This is a genomic window from Micrococcus sp. iso_229 (genome assembly GCF_058072725.1).
The window spans coordinates 154,866-169,134 of record NZ_CM176514.1; the positions used below are offsets into that span (position 1 = coordinate 154,866).

At 71.2% G+C, this 14,269-nt stretch carries 12 protein-coding genes and 1 pseudogene; 8 read left to right on the forward strand and 5 right to left on the reverse strand.

Annotation, left to right across the window (positions count from 1 at the left end; translation table 11 throughout):
* The first annotated feature begins 59 nt into the window (after positions 1 to 59).
* Complete coding sequence (fbaA, locus tag AC3RKA_RS00775) at positions 60 to 1,082, forward strand: class II fructose-bisphosphate aldolase (protein ID WP_060774572.1); 1,023 nt, start codon at positions 60 to 62, stop codon at positions 1,080 to 1,082.
* A gap of 59 nt (positions 1,083 to 1,141) precedes the next feature.
* Here fbaA and AC3RKA_RS00780 read toward each other — a convergent pair whose 3' ends face one another.
* The gene (locus tag AC3RKA_RS00780; RefSeq protein ID WP_036334635.1) at positions 1,142 to 2,608 is read right to left on the reverse strand and encodes a helix-turn-helix domain-containing protein; all 1,467 of its coding nucleotides are present in this window, start codon (positions 2,606 to 2,608) and stop codon (positions 1,142 to 1,144) included.
* Positions 2,609 to 2,878: 270 nt separating this feature from the next.
* Between AC3RKA_RS00780 and aceA the strand changes: the two genes are divergently transcribed.
* Both aceA and aceB read left to right on the forward strand, forming a co-directional pair.
* Positions 2,879 to 4,186 carry an isocitrate lyase gene (gene aceA, locus AC3RKA_RS00785; RefSeq protein ID WP_002856164.1) on the forward strand — a complete coding sequence of 436 codons (1,308 nt, stop codon included), beginning with the start codon at positions 2,879 to 2,881 and terminating at the stop codon, positions 4,184 to 4,186.
* A gap of 33 nt (positions 4,187 to 4,219) precedes the next feature.
* Entirely contained in the window at positions 4,220 to 5,983 is a 1,764-nt protein-coding gene (gene aceB, locus AC3RKA_RS00790; RefSeq protein WP_080983856.1) for a malate synthase A, read from the forward strand.
* A gap of 65 nt (positions 5,984 to 6,048) precedes the next feature.
* On the opposite strand, the gene AC3RKA_RS00795 is transcribed toward aceB, so the two are convergent.
* Positions 6,049 to 7,263: a hypothetical protein gene (locus AC3RKA_RS00795; RefSeq protein WP_002856168.1), complete on the reverse strand. Its 1,215-nt coding sequence runs from the start codon at positions 7,261 to 7,263 to the stop codon at positions 6,049 to 6,051.
* Positions 7,264 to 7,437: 174 nt separating this feature from the next.
* Here AC3RKA_RS00795 and AC3RKA_RS00800 point away from each other — a divergent pair, with 174 nt between their 5' ends.
* Positions 7,438 to 7,881 (forward strand): DUF3151 domain-containing protein, encoded by a 444-nt coding sequence (locus AC3RKA_RS00800; protein ID WP_036334637.1) that lies wholly within the window; start codon positions 7,438 to 7,440, stop codon positions 7,879 to 7,881.
* Between the two features lie 8 nt (positions 7,882 to 7,889).
* Complete coding sequence (locus tag AC3RKA_RS00805; protein WP_002856172.1) at positions 7,890 to 8,531, forward strand: thymidine kinase; 642 nt, start codon at positions 7,890 to 7,892, stop codon at positions 8,529 to 8,531.
* A 177-nt stretch (positions 8,532 to 8,708) separates the two neighbouring features.
* Here the strand turns inward: AC3RKA_RS00805 and AC3RKA_RS00810 are convergent, their stop codons facing one another.
* Positions 8,709 to 10,031, reverse strand: coding sequence for a short-chain fatty acid transporter (locus AC3RKA_RS00810; RefSeq protein WP_489727330.1), 1,323 nt, complete (start codon positions 10,029 to 10,031; stop codon positions 8,709 to 8,711).
* Between the two features lie 534 nt (positions 10,032 to 10,565).
* Here AC3RKA_RS00810 and AC3RKA_RS00815 point away from each other — a divergent pair.
* From AC3RKA_RS00815 to AC3RKA_RS00825, 3 genes and pseudogenes are all read left to right on the forward strand, one after another.
* Positions 10,566 to 10,702: pseudogene (locus AC3RKA_RS00815) on the forward strand (IS5/IS1182 family transposase); the annotation flags it as partial.
* A 93-nt stretch (positions 10,703 to 10,795) separates the two neighbouring features.
* Positions 10,796 to 11,389 (forward strand): GNAT family N-acetyltransferase, encoded by a 594-nt coding sequence (locus AC3RKA_RS00820; RefSeq protein WP_050773825.1) that lies wholly within the window; start codon positions 10,796 to 10,798, stop codon positions 11,387 to 11,389.
* A gap of 497 nt (positions 11,390 to 11,886) precedes the next feature.
* A protein-coding gene (locus AC3RKA_RS00825; RefSeq protein ID WP_396831660.1) for an IS3 family transposase occupies positions 11,887 to 13,135 on the forward strand; the annotation gives its coding sequence in 2 pieces (ribosomal slippage) (positions 11,887 to 12,188 and positions 12,187 to 13,135; 1,251 coding nt in all).
* Between the two features lie 15 nt (positions 13,136 to 13,150).
* Here the strand turns inward: AC3RKA_RS00825 and AC3RKA_RS00830 are convergent.
* Positions 13,151 to 13,579, reverse strand: a complete 429-nt coding sequence (locus AC3RKA_RS00830) for a GNAT family N-acetyltransferase (RefSeq protein WP_136940443.1) — start codon at positions 13,577 to 13,579, stop codon at positions 13,151 to 13,153.
* Positions 13,580 to 13,581: 2 nt separating this feature from the next.
* On the reverse strand, positions 13,582 to 14,238 hold the full coding sequence (locus AC3RKA_RS00835) for a hypothetical protein (RefSeq protein WP_049161051.1): 657 nt from the start codon (positions 14,236 to 14,238) through the stop codon (positions 13,582 to 13,584).
* Positions 14,239 to 14,269: the final 31 nt, after the last annotated feature.

Below are 14,269 nucleotides of genomic sequence, written 5' to 3' on the forward strand. Positions count from 1 at the left end.
GTGTCGCGCCCGCCGCGCTCCCCCGCCTGCCCGAGTCGACGACGCCTAGGAGCTGCAGCATGCCCATCGCATCCCCGGAGAAGTACGCCGAGATGATCGACGCCGCCAAGAACGGCGCCTTCGCCTACCCGGCGATCAACGTCACCAGCTCCCAGACCCTGAACGCCGCCATCCGCGGCTTCGCCGAGGCCGGCTCGGACGGCATCATCCAGGTCTCCACCGGCGGTGCCGCCTACTTCTCCGGCTCCTCCGTGAAGGACATGGTCGCCGGCTCGCTGGCCTTCGCCGCGTTCGCGCGCGAGGTCGCCAAGAAGTACTCCGTGAACATCGCCCTGCACACGGACCACTGCCCCCAGGACAAGCTCGAGGGCTTCGTCCTGCCCCTGCTGGACGCCTCCGAGGCCGAGGTGAAGGCCGGGCGCGACCCGATCTTCAACTCCCACATGTGGGACGGCTCCGCCGAGACCCTCGAGGAGAACCTGCGGATCGGCCGCGAGCTGCTCGCGCGCACCCACGCCAACAAGCAGATCCTCGAGGTGGAGATCGGCGTCGTGGGCGGCGAGGAGGACGGCGTGGCCCACGAGATCAACGAGAAGCTCTACACCACCGTCCAGGACGGCATCGCCACCGTGGAGGCCCTCGGCCTCGGCGAGCACGGCCGCTACCTCACCGCGCTGACCTTCGGCAACGTGCACGGCGTCTACAAGCCGGGCAACGTGAAGCTGCGTCCGGAGATCCTGCAGGAGATCCAGCAGGCCGTGGGCGAGAAGTTCGGCAGGGAGCGCCCGTTCGACCTCGTGTTCCACGGCGGCTCCGGCTCCGCCGCCCAGGAGATCGCCGACTCGGTGGAGTACGGCGTCGTGAAGATGAACGTGGACACGGACACCCAGTACGCGTTCACCCGCCCCGTGGCCGGGCACATGTTCGCGAACTACGACGGCGTCCTGAAGGTCGACGGCGAGGTCGGCGACAAGAAGCAGTACGACCCCCGCGTGTGGGGTGCCAAGGCCGAGGAGGCCATGGCCGCCCGCGTGGTCCAGGCCTGCACCGAGCTGAACTCGGCCGGCAAGAGCATCGGCTGACCCCGCCGTCCGCCGCACCGGCCCGCACCCTGGCGTGAGGGTGCGGGCCGGCGTCGTCCTCAGCCCTCCCGCTCCTCCTGGGCCTGGAGGAACTCGAAGACCTCGCGCTCGTCCACACCGGGGAAGGTCTGCGTGGGCATGGCCGCCAGGAGGTGCGCGTGCATGCGGGCCGCGGGCCACACGTGCCCGCCCCACGCGGCCTCGAGCTCGGGGTCGGGGCGGCGGCAGCAGCGCGGATCGGGGCAGGTGGAGGTGACCCGGTGGCGGGTGTCCGCGCCGCGGAAGTGCCGGGCATGCTCGAACGGGGTGCCCACGGAGAGGGCGAACTGCCCGTCGGGGCCGTTCTCGATCATCGAGGTGCACCAGAACGTCCCGTTGGGCGAGTCCGTGTACTGCGTGTGGGCGCGGAACCGGTCGTTGCGGGAGAACGCCTGCCGCGCGCCCCACTTCCGGCACGCCTGCTGGCCCTCGATCGCACCGGTGTGGTCGGCGGGGAACACGATCCCGTCGTTCTCGTAGGCCTTGTGGATCACCCCGGTCTCGTGGACCTTCTGGAAGTGGCAGCGGATGCCCAGGTCCACGGTGGCCAGGTTGGTGAACCGGTGCGCGGCGGCCTCGTAGGAGACGCCGAACGCGTCCTTCAGGTCGTCCACGGAGAGGTCCCGGCGCTTCTGGGCGGCCCGCAGCAGCGACGATGCCGCCCGCTGCGGCATGAGCAGCGCGCCCGCCAGGTAGTTCACCGCCACACGCTGGGCGAGGAAGTCCTCGTAGTCTCGCGGCTCGCCGTGGCCCAGGACGGCGGCGGCGAGGGCCTGGAGCACCACGGTGCGGCGGTCGTGGTCCGAGGAGCGGGAGCCGCTGATGTGGATGCGCCCGTGCTTGAGGTCCGTGACGGAGCGCGTGGAGTGCGGCAGGTCCGGGACGAAGCGCAGGGTGAAGCCGAGGTGCTCGGCCAGCTCCGAGACCGCATGCAGGCCCAGCGGCCCGCCCGTGTGGCCGATCGCGTCGAGCAGCCGATGCGCCTCGGCCTCGAGGTCGGGGTAGTGGTTGTCCACCGCGCGCATCTGGGCGCGCAGCTGGGCGTTGGCGCGGCGCGCCTCCTCGGGGGTGGCGGCCTGCTCCTCCAGGCGACGGCGCAGCTCGGCCTCCAGCCCCGCGATCACCTCGAGGACCTCGGTGGGGGTGCGGGGCCCGATGCGCAGCGGCGGCAGGCCGAGGGAGGCGTAGTGCTCCGAGCGCGCGAACCGTTCGACCTCGATCTCCAGTTCGGCCCGACGGGTGGGGGCCCGGCCGGTGAGCAGGTCCTCGACCGGCACGCCCAGGACCTCCGCGATCCGCTGGACCAGCGAGAGCCGCGGCTCGCGGCGGGCGTTCTCCACGAGGGACAGGTGCGAACCGCTCACGCCCGTGCGCTCCGCGAGCTGGTCCAGGGTGAGGCCGGCCTGCTTGCGCAGGTGCCGGACTCGGCGGCCCAGTGCGACGGCGTCCACGGTCGCGCTGTCCTCGGGAAGCGGGCGGGTCATCATGCGCGGAACTGTAGACGGATCCGGGGCAGGAGATCACGTGTGACGGAAAGAAAGTCACATTCTTGACAAGCGGGGGGCTGTTGTCGTGATCCAGACCACACCGGGGCGCAAGGACGGTCACGTTCTGACCCAGCGGCAGGAACGGCCGGAGTTTCCACCGATTTTGTGCTCCAGAGGGCCTTGTCCGGGGCCAGAGTGGAGGTCAACGGCAGCGACGGACACGTCGCACCGAACCCCTCACCGAACCGGACCGATCCCCAGGAGGACGTCATGACCACCCAGCCCCACCACTCCACTCCCGCCTCCGCCGAGCAGCTCCAGCATGACTGGGAGCACAACCCCCGCTGGGCCGGCGTCGAGCGCAGCTTCACCGCCGAGGACGTCGTCCGTCTCCGCGGCCGGATCCAGGAGGAGCACACGCTGGCCCGCCGCGGCGCCGAGAAGCTGTGGACCCAGCTGAAGGACGAGAACGCCCGCGGTGAGTTCACCAACGCCCTCGGCGCCCTCACCGGCAACCAGGCGGTCCAGCAGGTCAAGGCCGGGCTGCGCGCCATCTACCTCTCCGGCTGGCAGGTCGCCGCGGACGCCAACCTCTCCGGCCACACGTACCCGGACCAGTCCCTGTACCCGGCCAACTCCGTGCCGCAGGTGGTGCGCCGCATCAACAACGCCCTGCTGCGCGCGGACCAGATCGAGCACGCCGAGGGCGTCAGCAGCGTCGAGGACTGGCTCGTGCCGATCGTGGCCGACGCCGAGGCCGGCTTCGGCGGCCCGCTCAACGCCTACGAGCTCATGAAGTCGATGATCACCGCCGGCGCCTCCGGCGTGCACTGGGAGGACCAGCTGGCCTCCGAGAAGAAGTGCGGCCACCTCGGCGGCAAGGTGCTCATCCCCACCGGCCAGCACATCCGCACGCTCAACGCCGCCCGCCTGGCCGCCGACGTCGCCGACGTGCCCAGCGTGATCATCGCCCGCACCGACGCCGAGGCGGCCACCCTGATCACCTCGGACGTGGACGAGCGCGACGCCGAGTTCATCACCGGTGAGCGCACCGCGGAGGGCTTCTACAAGGTCCGCAACGGCGTCGAGCCCTGCATCGCCCGCGCCAAGGCCTACGCCCCGCACGCGGACCTGATCTGGATGGAGACCGGCACCCCGGACCTCGAGCTGGCCCGGAAGTTCGCCGAGGCCGTCAAGGCCGAGTTCCCGGACCAGATGCTGGCCTACAACTGCTCGCCGTCCTTCAACTGGAAGAAGAACCTCGACGACGACACCATCGCCAAGTTCCAGCGCGAGCTGGGCGCCATGGGCTACACCTTCCAGTTCATCACGCTGGCCGGCTTCCACGCCCTGAACCACTCGATGTTCGACCTGGCCAAGGGCTACCACGAGCGCCAGATGTCCGCGTACGTCGAGCTGCAGGAGCGCGAGTTCGCCGACGAGGCCCGCGGCTACACCGCGACCAAGCACCAGCGCGAGGTCGGCACCGGCTACTTCGACGCCGTGTCCACCGCCATCAACCCGGACAGCTCCACGGTGGCCCTGGCGGGCTCCACGGAGTCCGGCCAGTTCCACTGAACCGCTCAGCCGAGACCGCGAGGAGGCAGTCCCATGAGCCCGCAGACCATGACCCCCACCCTGCACGAGATCCATGCCGACGACGCTCGGGAGCACACGCCCCTGCCGCATGACGTGAGCACCCAGGCCATCCCCGTCGTCATCCCCGAGGGCGCCGCCCCCGTGGTGACCGTCCACGGGCCGGTCGACGGGCGTCAGGCTGAGATCCTCACGGACGAGGCGCTGGCGTTCCTCGGCCGCCTGCACCGGCTGGCCGAGGACCGCCGCCGGCGGCTGCTCGAGGAGCGGGAGTACACCCGGCGCCGCATCACCGACGGCTGGAACCCGCACTACCTGCGGTCCACCCGCCGGGTCCGCGAGGACGACTCCTGGCGGGTGGCGCCGCTGGCCCCCGGCCTGCACGACCGCCGCGTGGAGATCACCGGCCCCGTGGATCGGAAGATGACCATCAACGCCCTCAACTCGGGCGCCTCGGGCTGGCTCGCCGACTTCGAGGACTCCTCGACGCCGTCCTGGGACCGGATGCTGGACGGGCAGGTCAACCTGTTCGACGCGATCCGCGACCAGATCGACTTCACCTCCCCCGAGGGCAAGGAGTACCGGCTGCGCGAGCGCGAGCTCACGGACCGGCCGACCATCATCGTCCGCCCGCGCGGCTGGCACCTCGTCGAGGACCACATCCGCGTGGACGGCGAGCCGATGGCCGGCGCCCTCGTGGACTTCGGCCTGTACTTCTTCCATAACGCCGACGAGCTGATCCGCCGCGGCCACGGCCCGTACTTCTACCTGCCCAAGCTCGAGTCCCATCTCGAGGCGCGGCTGTGGAACTGCGTGTTCGTGGCGGCGCAGGACGAGCTGGGCATCCCCCAGGGCACCATCCGGGCCACCGTGCTGATCGAGACGATCACCGCGGCGTTCCAGATGGAGGAGATCCTGTACCAGCTGCGCAACCACGCCGCTGGCCTGAACGCCGGCCGCTGGGACTACATCTTCTCCATCATCAAGAACTTCCGGGACCGCGGGGCCGAGTTCGTCCTCCCGGACCGCTCGGAGGTGACCATGACCCAGCCGATGATGCGGGCCTACACCGAGCAGCTGGTCCGGGCCTGCCACCGGCGCGGCGCCTCGGCGATCGGCGGCATGTCCGCCGTGATCCCGGACCGCCGGAACGAGGAGGCCAACGCCGCCGCGCTGGAGAAGGTGCGCGCGGACAAGGCCCGCGAGGCCGGCGACGGCTTCGACGGCTCGTGGGTGGCGCACCCGGACCTCGTGCCGGTCGCCCGGAAGGAGTTCGACGCCGTGCTCGGCGAGGCCCCGAACCAGATCCGCACCCGCCGCCGCGAGGACGTGGAGCCGGACGAGGCCGCCCTGCTCGACGTCGCCGCGACCACGGGCTCGGTGACCGAGGCCGGCGTGCGGATGAACATCGAGGTCGGGATCCGCTACATCGAGTCCTGGCTGCGGGGGAACGGCGCCGCCGCGATCCACGGACTCATGGAGGACGCCGCCACGGCGGAGATCTCCCGGTCCCAGATCTGGCAGTGGGCCCACAACGGCACCGGTGTGCAGCTGACCGAGGGCGGCGTGCGGACCGCCAACCGCGGCTGGATGGAGCAGCTGATCCGCGAGGAGCACGCTCGGATCCTCGCCGGCCCGCTGCCCGAGGGCCACCGGTTCGAGGACGCGGTGCGCGTGTTCTGCGAGTCGGCTCTGCCGCCGGAGTACCCGGCGTTCCTCACCCTGGGCGCGTACCGCCGGCACTTCGCCGGCCAGGACGACGCCGCGGCGAAGGCCTGATCCGCCGGGTCACACGACGACGGCCGGTCACCTCACGAGGTGACCGGCCGTCGTCGTGCCGGGTGTCAGTCCCCGGACGTGGAGGGGGACGGCGAGGCCGAGGCCGACTTCGTCGGTGACGGGCTGGCCGACGCCGAGGCGGACGCCTCCGCGGCCCGCTGGGATTCTGCGGCCTCCCGCGCGGCACCCTGGAACGGCCGCGGCGGCTGGCCCGGGGCCACGGGGCCGGGGGCGCCCTCGGGGCGGTCGATCGTGGACTGGTTGTTCAGCAGCTCGTCGGGCACGCGACCGGTGGGGATCTCCCGGGCCTGGGCCAGGGTCTCCTCGTCCATCTGCGCGTTCAGGAAGAACGGCGAGCTGAGCTTGATGACCTCCTGGAACTCCCCGGCGTCCTTCAGCACGGTGTCCGCGAGGTGGTCGCGGGTCTCGGTGACGAGGGTGGTGCTCTGTGCGACCGGCGAATTCTTCACCTGGGTGAGGCCGCCGTTGGCGTCACCGAAGCCCTCCATGGAGCCCATGGTCACGGAGACCATCTCGCTGCCGTCCTCGGAGCAGGCCCACGCGGTGCGCTGGGGCAGCAGGGGGGCGCCGTCCTGGCCGCCGACCATGCCGGGGCGCAGCAGGGCGAGCAGCCCCTTGCCGGTCTTCGGGTCGAACGTGTACTCGTCCGCCACGGCGGCGGGCTCCTCCTGGCACCACTCCAGGCGGGAGCCGTCCAGGTTGTGCTGGTAATGGACCTGCGCCAGGGGCATGCCGGGGCTGTACTCGAAGTAGCCGTTGTAGACGCAGGTGAGGAACTCGTGGGTCTCGTCCTGCGAGGCGAACAGCTGCACGATCTCGATGTTCGAGCTGTCCGGGATGTGCGTGGCGACAGCGTCCAGGGTGCGCTGGTCCAGGACGTCGCGCGTGCAGTCCATCACGGAGACGGTGTCGTTGCGGACCGCGGCCGTGTTCTTCCAGGCCTCGGTGGCGGCGCCGTCCTTGATGCCCGGGCCGACGGTCTCGAACGCCTGACGCGGCTCGGCGCGCGGGGTGCCCTCGGCGGACTCCGACGCGCGGGCCTCACGGACGCGGGACGCCGCGGCGGACGCCGGGTCGGTGGGGCTCTCCGTGGCCGAGCCGGCCGCGGCCGAGGCCGCCGATCCGCTGGGCGCCGCGGCAGTCGACGAGGCGGGCTCACCGGACTGGCCGGCCGAGCCGCAGCCGGCCAGGGCGAGGGCGAGGGCGGCGACGCCGACGGCCAGCGGGGCACGGCGGCGGGCGGGCGCGGGGTGGGTCATGGAGGCTCCTTCGACGGCATCGGCGGCCCGGCCCCGGGAGCGTGGGGCGGCGGACGGACGCTGCGCCTACGGTACCGGACCGTCCTGGACGCAGGGACGGCCATCCGTCCGGCGTCCGGCGCCGTCGATAGACTCGGCCGCGACCGCATCGTCCGCGAGGAGAAGAGGCATCCCATGTCCGAGTCCCTGATCGGCAAGAACCTGATGGAGCCGCCGGCCACGCGCCTGCCGGAGGAGCCGGAGGTGCTGGCCCGGCTCGAGGCCGGTGACCTGCCCGAGGACATCGTGCCGGTGGCGCCCGAGTCCTCCCTGGTGTGGGCGCTCATGGCGGAGGACGCGTGGGCCGAGGGCCGGACCGTGGACTCCTATGCGTACGCCCGCGTCGGCTACCACCGGGGCCTGGACGCGCTGCGCCGGGCGGGGTGGCGCGGCGCCGGCCCGGTGCCGTACACCCACGAGCCCAACCGCGGCTTCCTGCGCGCCCTGTACGCGTTGGGCCGCGCGGCCGCCGGGATCGGGGAGTCCGAGGAGGTCGAGCGCATCCGCACCTTCCTGCGGGACTCGGACCCCACGGCCGAGGAGCAGATCGAGGCCGACCAGGGCCGCGCCCGGGGCTGAGCGGAGCCGTGGCCAAGCTCTACTTCCGCTACGGGGCCATGAACTCCGGCAAGTCCACGGGCCTGCTGCAGGCCGCCTTCAACTACGAGGAGCGCGGCCAGCGGGTGCTGCTGGCCAAGCCGGAGGTGGACGTGAAGGGGGAGGGCGACGTCGTCTCCCGCCTCGGTGTGACCCGCGCCGTGGACCTCCTCGTCCCGGCGGGAGCGGACGTGCGGGAGCTGTTCCGCCGGCACGCCACCGGTGACGACCCGGACGCCCTCGTGGGGCACGTGGAGGCCCCGCCCGTGGCGTGTCTGCTCGTGGACGAGGCGCAGTTCCTCGAGCCGGCGCAGGTGGACGACCTGCTGCGCATCGCCGTGCTCGACGGCGTCCCCGTGATCGCCTACGGGCTGCGCACCGACTTCCGCACCCGCTCCTTCCCGGGCTCCGCGCGGCTGCTGGAGCTGGCGCACTCCCTCGAGGAGCTGAAGACCATCTGCCGGTGCGGCCGGAAGGCGGTGTTCAACACGCGCAAGGTCGTGGACCCGGCCACGGGCGCCGAGCACTTCGTGTTCGAGGGGGACCAGGTGGCGATCGACGGTGTCCAGGTGACCTACGAATCCCTGTGCGGCACGTGCTACCTGGCCGAGTCCGGCGGCGCCCTGGGCTGAGGCGACCATTGCCAGGCAACTGCCAGGCTGCATGACGGCTGCGCCCATGCTCGGTTCGTACGGTAGAACCACTTCATCGAGGTGCGAGTGATGAAGGTGCGAGTGATGACAGGCGAAGGGCCCCGGTGATCCCGGGGCCCTTCGTCTGTCCTGGCCCGGCCCGCATCGGCCGGCCGGTCAGAGCGAGACGAGCAGGAGCGTGCCGCCGAAGACGAGCCCCGACGCGAGCAGCACGACCGTGGTGTACCCCAGGATGTCGCGCATCTTCAGGCCGGCGATCGCCAGAAGGGGGATCGCCCAGAACGGCTGGATCATGTTGGTCCACTGGTCGCCGTAGGAGACGGCCATGATGGTGATGGCCGGATCCACGCCGAGCGCGTCGCCCGCCTGGAGCATGATCGGGCCCTGCACGGCGAACTGTCCGCCGCCGGAGGGGACGAAGAAGTTCACGAGGCCCGCGGCCAGGAACGCCAGCAGGCCGAACGTCACCGGGTTCGAGATCGCCACGAAGGCGTCCGAGAGCACCGCCACCAGGCCGGTGGACGTCATCATGCCGAGGATGCCCGCGTAGAGGGGAAACTGCAGCAGGATCTCGCCCACGTTGGACGCGGCCGACTGGGTGAGGCCGATCAGCTCGTGCGGGCTGCGCACCAGCAGCAGGATCAGCGCGAGGAAGGACCAGTTGACGATGTCCAGGGTGAGGGTGCCGCCGCCGACGAAGTGCATCACCAGATAGACCACAAGCATGGCGCCGACGAGGAGCGTGGGGACACGGGAGGCGTCGAGGCGGTCCGCCGGCGTCTCGATCTCCGGTGCGGACACGGCGTCCTGGTCCCGCGCGTCGATCTCCAGCTCCACGATCCGGTCCCCGGCGCGCGGGGCGACGAGGAACAGGGCCAGGGCCACGACGAGCACGGTCACCACGGCGGCGGTGATGTTCCACCAGGAGAAGGTGGTCTCCGAGACCGGGACCGTCCGGCCGTCCAGGCTTTCCGTGAGGAACGAACCGGGGGTGGCGGCCGTCAGCGGGCCGGAGCCGGAGTACCCCATGTGCCACACCACGAACCCGGAGAACCTGGCGGCCACCAGCATCGGGAAGTGCAGGGCCAGCCCGCGCTCACGGGCCTGCGCCGCGACCTCCTTGGCCAGCAGCGCACCGACCACCAGGCCCAGGCCCCACGTGATGAGGGAGGCCGCTGCCGCCACCACGAACACGAAGATGTAGGCGGCCAGGGGCGTGCGGGGGATGCTGGCGAGCCGGGCGAGCAGGCGGCGCACCGGACCGGTGTTCGCCAGGATGTGGCCGAGCATGAGCACCAGCGCCATCTGCGTGATGAACGCCAGCAGCCCGGACAGGCCGTCACCCCAGCCCACGACGACGTCGGCCGGCCCGGCCGGAGTGAGCAGCAGGCACAGGGCTGCCACCGCGAACGTGAGCACGATGGTGAACACGAGCGAGGACGGGATGAACCGCTCCATCGTCGTGTTCAGCGGGCGCATGGCGCGACTGAAGAACGTGCCCTCACGGACGGCGCGGCCCGAGGGGCCGGGTGTGGGCGGACGTGTGGACGTGGCGGACATGAGGCTCCTGTTCAGGACGAGAGGTCGAGGCGAGAGTGATGTGGATCACTCTAGGCGCTCGATCGTCGTGGGCAGGGCCTGGTTCACGTCCATGGCCGGGCGCTAGCTGACGAGGGCGCCGGCACGGTCGATCCCCCATCAGTCGAAGACGTCGCGGCCCGGCTCCGCGGCGAGCACCCGGCCGCCGCGGGTGAGCTGAAAGGTGCCCATCCTGGGGAGGAAGTACGAGGAGACGGCTGAGGTGATCATGGGCCACATGCCCGCAGAACCGGCCTGAGGAAGACTGTCACCTATGCGTGCGCCAGTCCCTCCCGCCGGCCTCACTGGCCCCGGTACGTGTCAACAACGTCATGCCCTCCTACACCTAGGGCGCGTCTGAGGATGGATCCAGGGATCGCTGAGACCCGGGGAGGCATGTCCCGGTTCCAGGTCGTCCCCGACGCCCGATGAGAGCTGATCGCCCCGCTGCCCCAGACCGCACGGGCCGGCAGGGCCGACCCTTCTCGGAGGCCTGCACGATGGTCGAAGCGGTCGTCCACCGATGCAGGTGGGGGATTCCGTGGTGGGATCTGCCGGAGGTCTACGGGCCCTGACCGGCCGCGTGGACCCGGCATCGACGCAGGGTGTGGAGACGGGTCTGCCCGGGGGCTGACTCGAGGACTTCTGTTCGTACCCTGTCTGTCATGGCCACCCCTCTCCTGGAGCTCGCCGCGAGTCGAGGCGTCTGCTTCCCGCTGCGAGCCCGCCGGCTGACCCTCACCCCGTTCCGGGGTCTCGATGCACCCGCCGTGTGGGGCTTCTGCCGACTCGAGCAGGTGTGGTCGTGGACCTCCGGCCGCCCGGAGAGTGAGGGCGCGCTGCGAGAGTCCTATCTCGCGGCGGGGGACCGCCTCACCGTGCGGGTCGGAGACGTCATCGTCGGTGTCGGGAAGGCCGCGGTGCAGGACGCGTGGAGTCAGGGCGGCCTGCGGGAGGAAGCCCGGGACGCCCAGGCCGAGATCGGCTGGACGATCGATCCGCGCCAGGCGGGGCAGGGCTATGGCACGGAGCTTGCTCGAGCCCTGCTGGGCTTCACATTCGACGATCTGGGTGTGCGACGCGTGGAGGCTCATGCCTTCGCGGACAACGCCCCGAGTCTGCGCATCATGGAGAAGGTGGGGATGCGTCACGAGGGCACGTTCAAGGAGGAGTCTCTGCATCTCACGCGCGGCTGGGTGGATGGTGCCACCTACGCGATGCTCGCCTCCGAGTTCCCTTCGTCCCTCACGCGGGAGTGATCCCTCCGGCCACGACCGCATCATCTGCCGCTCCACCGCCGAGGGCCGTGTGGCAGCAAGGGGGCTGTGAGCAGGGTGGGGAATGAGCGTGAGTGGCGGTGGCGCATCGGTGTGGCGTCCGCCCTGGTGGGTTCGGCCGGTGTGCTCGCGGGGCTGCGGCAGGACCTGGGACTGGGGTGGGGTCTGACGCTGGTGGCCGTCACGGCCCTCGGAGCGATGCTCGCCTTGCGAGGGGTGCATCACCGGGTCGAGGCGGAGCGGGCTCGCCGCAACGTGTTCGACGCCGGAGCCGGCTCCACCGCGTGGGTGATGCTGCTGATGGGGGCCGCGGTCGTTCCGGGGCTGGTGCTGAACGTGATCGACGACGCCGGCGTCCGGGCGGTTGTAGAGATGCAGCCAAGATTTCACACGACACGCGGTGGACACTTCCGGCATCCGGTGAGGATGAATCGCTCCGGGTCTGGTGGAGGCTCTGATCCAACGGAAGGATGCAGAGCATGCCCGCACCACGGAAGTACCCCGACGAGCTCCGCGAACGCGCCACGCGGATGACTCTGGAAGCCCGTCAAGACCCCGCCACGAGGACCGGAGCGTTCCGCCGCGTAGGAGAACAGCTCGGGATCAATCCCGAGACGCTGCGCAACTGGGTCCGCCAAACCGAGATCGACCACGGCCACCGCCCCGGAATCACGACCAGCGAAGCCGCCCGGGTGGCCGAGCTGGAGAAGGAGAACCGTGAACTACGGCGGGCGAACGCGATCCTGCGCTCGGCGTCGGCTTTCTTCGCGGCGGATGCTCGAGACGCCCACAGCGCTGATCGTGGACTACATCGACGAACACAAGCACGAGTTCGGTGTCGAGCCGATCTGCGCCACGCTGTCCGCGGCAGGCACACAGATCGCACCGAGCACGTACTACGCGGCCAAGACGCGCCCTCCTTCAGTGCGCAGCCTGCGCGATGAGCAGGTGCTCGTGGAAATCCGGCGGGTGCATGAGGCCAACTACGGGGTCTACGGGGCCCGGAAGGTCCACGCGCAACTGCGGAGGGAGGGCCTGCAGGTGGCCAGGTGCACGGTGGAGCGGCTCATGCGAGCCGCAGGCCTGCGCGGGATCAGCCGCGCGAAGGGACCGAGGACCACGGTCCCAGGCCGCGGCCCGGATGAGCGTCAAGACCTGGTCCAGCGAGACTTCACCGCGGCGGCTCCGAACCAGCTGTGGGTCGCTGACATCACCTACTGCCGCACTTTCAGCGGATGGGTGTACGCCGCGTTCATCATCGACGTGTTCTCCCGACGGGTGCTGGGCTGGCAGCTGTCGAAGTCGCTGCGCACGGACCTGGCCCTGGACGCCCTCGAGATGGCGTTCTGGACGCGTCAGCGTGCAGGCCAAGACGTGGCCGGGCTACGGCATCACAGCGATAAAGGAGTCCAGTACGTCGCCGTGCGATACACCCAGCGGCTCGCCCAGGCCGGCGCAGTCGCCTCAGTCGGCACGACGGGGGACTCGTATGACAATGCCCTCGCGGAGGCGTTCAACTCGCTGTTCAAGGCGGAGCTGATCCGGAACAAGGGGCCATTCAAGTCCATCGAGGACCTGGAGATCGCGGTCGCGGAGTACATCGACTGGTTCAACCATCGTCGTGCGCACGGCGAGATCAGGCTGGTCCCTCCGGTCGAGTTCGAGGACGTCTACCATCATGAGAACCCCGTGCCGGCGCCCGCCGGGACGGCACTTACGAGCCTCTAACAAACCCGGGGCGATTCACACGGTGAAGCCGCGGCCCTCGTGCTCGAACCGGCCGACCGGCTCCCCGCCCAGCCGGGTGTGCGCGGCCATGGAGGCGGTGTTCTCGTCCTCCACGAAGGCGACGGCGGCGCGGTGGGCAGCAGCCGTGGCGGTGAGCACGTGCTCGGCCACGGCCCGCAGCACCCCGCGTCCCCGGGCGCTCTCGGCGGGCGAGGTGAGCAGCACCCCGGCAGGGCGGCCGTCCACCTCGGCGACGACGCTGCCGGGACCGTCCAGCCGGGCGCGCAGGGCCTGCGCGCTCATCCGGCCCTGGACGAAGCCGTGCTCGGCGCGCTGCTCCGGGGTGAGCGCGTCCCGGCTATTGGCGGCGTAGAGGGGCTGGACCCAGGCCGCGTCCTCGGCGCGGAGCGGGCGGACGTGGACGGATTCGTCGGTGGTGCTCATGGTCATGAGGGTAGCCCCGCGCCGCCGGCGGCGCCGCGGATGGTGGTGACCACGCGGGTGAGCGCGGGCCGGCGGGGCGTGGACGAGAAACCGAAGCGCGTGGGCGGGTCCACCGGAGCCAGCGCCCCGAGGTCCTGCCCCTCCCAGCGGGCCCCGATGCCGACGACGTCCCGCACGTCCGTGGCTCCGTAGAACTCGCGCCGGCCCTGCCCCGCGGTGCCGCGCGTGCGAACCCCGGGCATCACCACGCGGGCGATCGGGTCCGAGAGCGCGCAGAACGCGGGATGGGAGGCCACGGACGCCGGGACCAGGCGCAGCGCCCAGCCCAGCGGCCGGCGTCGGCCCAGGTGCGCTGTCAGGGTGAGCGACGGCGTCGTGACGGTGAGGGCGCCGGCGGTGAGGTCCGCGGTGACGGGCGCGATGCGCACCTCGTCGAAGCGGTAGGTGGCGGTCACGAAGTCGGCGACCTGAGGGGTGGGCGCGAGGAGGAGCCGGTGCCCGTCCGCGCGTTCGACCATGACGTCCGCGAAGGACCCCAGCGGGGAGTCCGGCCAGACCCCGACGACGATCCGGGTGCCCTCCACGGTGCCGACGCCGAGGATGTGGCCGCGGAAGCGCCAGACGACCGGGGACGGCGACGGAGTGGAGGCGGCGGTCATGCCCCCGAGCGTAGCCGCAGCGGCGGGAGCC

What these genes read in the sequence shown, in the direction of transcription:
- fbaA (WP_060774572.1), top strand. Translation starts at nt 60, where the DNA reads ATGCCCATCGCATCCCCGGAGAAGTACGCCGAGATGATCGACGCCGCC.
- AC3RKA_RS00780 (WP_036334635.1), bottom strand. Translation starts at nt 2,608, where the DNA reads ATGATGACCCGCCCGCTTCCCGAGGACAGCGCGACCGTGGACGCCGTC.
- aceA (WP_002856164.1), top strand. Translation starts at nt 2,879, where the DNA reads ATGACCACCCAGCCCCACCACTCCACTCCCGCCTCCGCCGAGCAGCTC.
- aceB (WP_080983856.1), top strand. Translation starts at nt 4,220, where the DNA reads ATGAGCCCGCAGACCATGACCCCCACCCTGCACGAGATCCATGCCGAC.
- AC3RKA_RS00795 (WP_002856168.1), bottom strand. Translation starts at nt 7,263, where the DNA reads ATGACCCACCCCGCGCCCGCCCGCCGCCGTGCCCCGCTGGCCGTCGGC.
- AC3RKA_RS00800 (WP_036334637.1), top strand. Translation starts at nt 7,438, where the DNA reads ATGTCCGAGTCCCTGATCGGCAAGAACCTGATGGAGCCGCCGGCCACG.
- AC3RKA_RS00810 (WP_489727330.1), bottom strand. Translation starts at nt 10,031, where the DNA reads ATGCGCCCGCTGAACACGACGATGGAGCGGTTCATCCCGTCCTCGCTC.
- AC3RKA_RS00820 (WP_050773825.1), top strand. Translation starts at nt 10,796, where the DNA reads ATGGCCACCCCTCTCCTGGAGCTCGCCGCGAGTCGAGGCGTCTGCTTC.
- AC3RKA_RS00830 (WP_136940443.1), bottom strand. Translation starts at nt 13,579, where the DNA reads ATGAGCACCACCGACGAATCCGTCCACGTCCGCCCGCTCCGCGCCGAG.
- AC3RKA_RS00835 (WP_049161051.1), bottom strand. Translation starts at nt 14,238, where the DNA reads ATGACCGCCGCCTCCACTCCGTCGCCGTCCCCGGTCGTCTGGCGCTTC.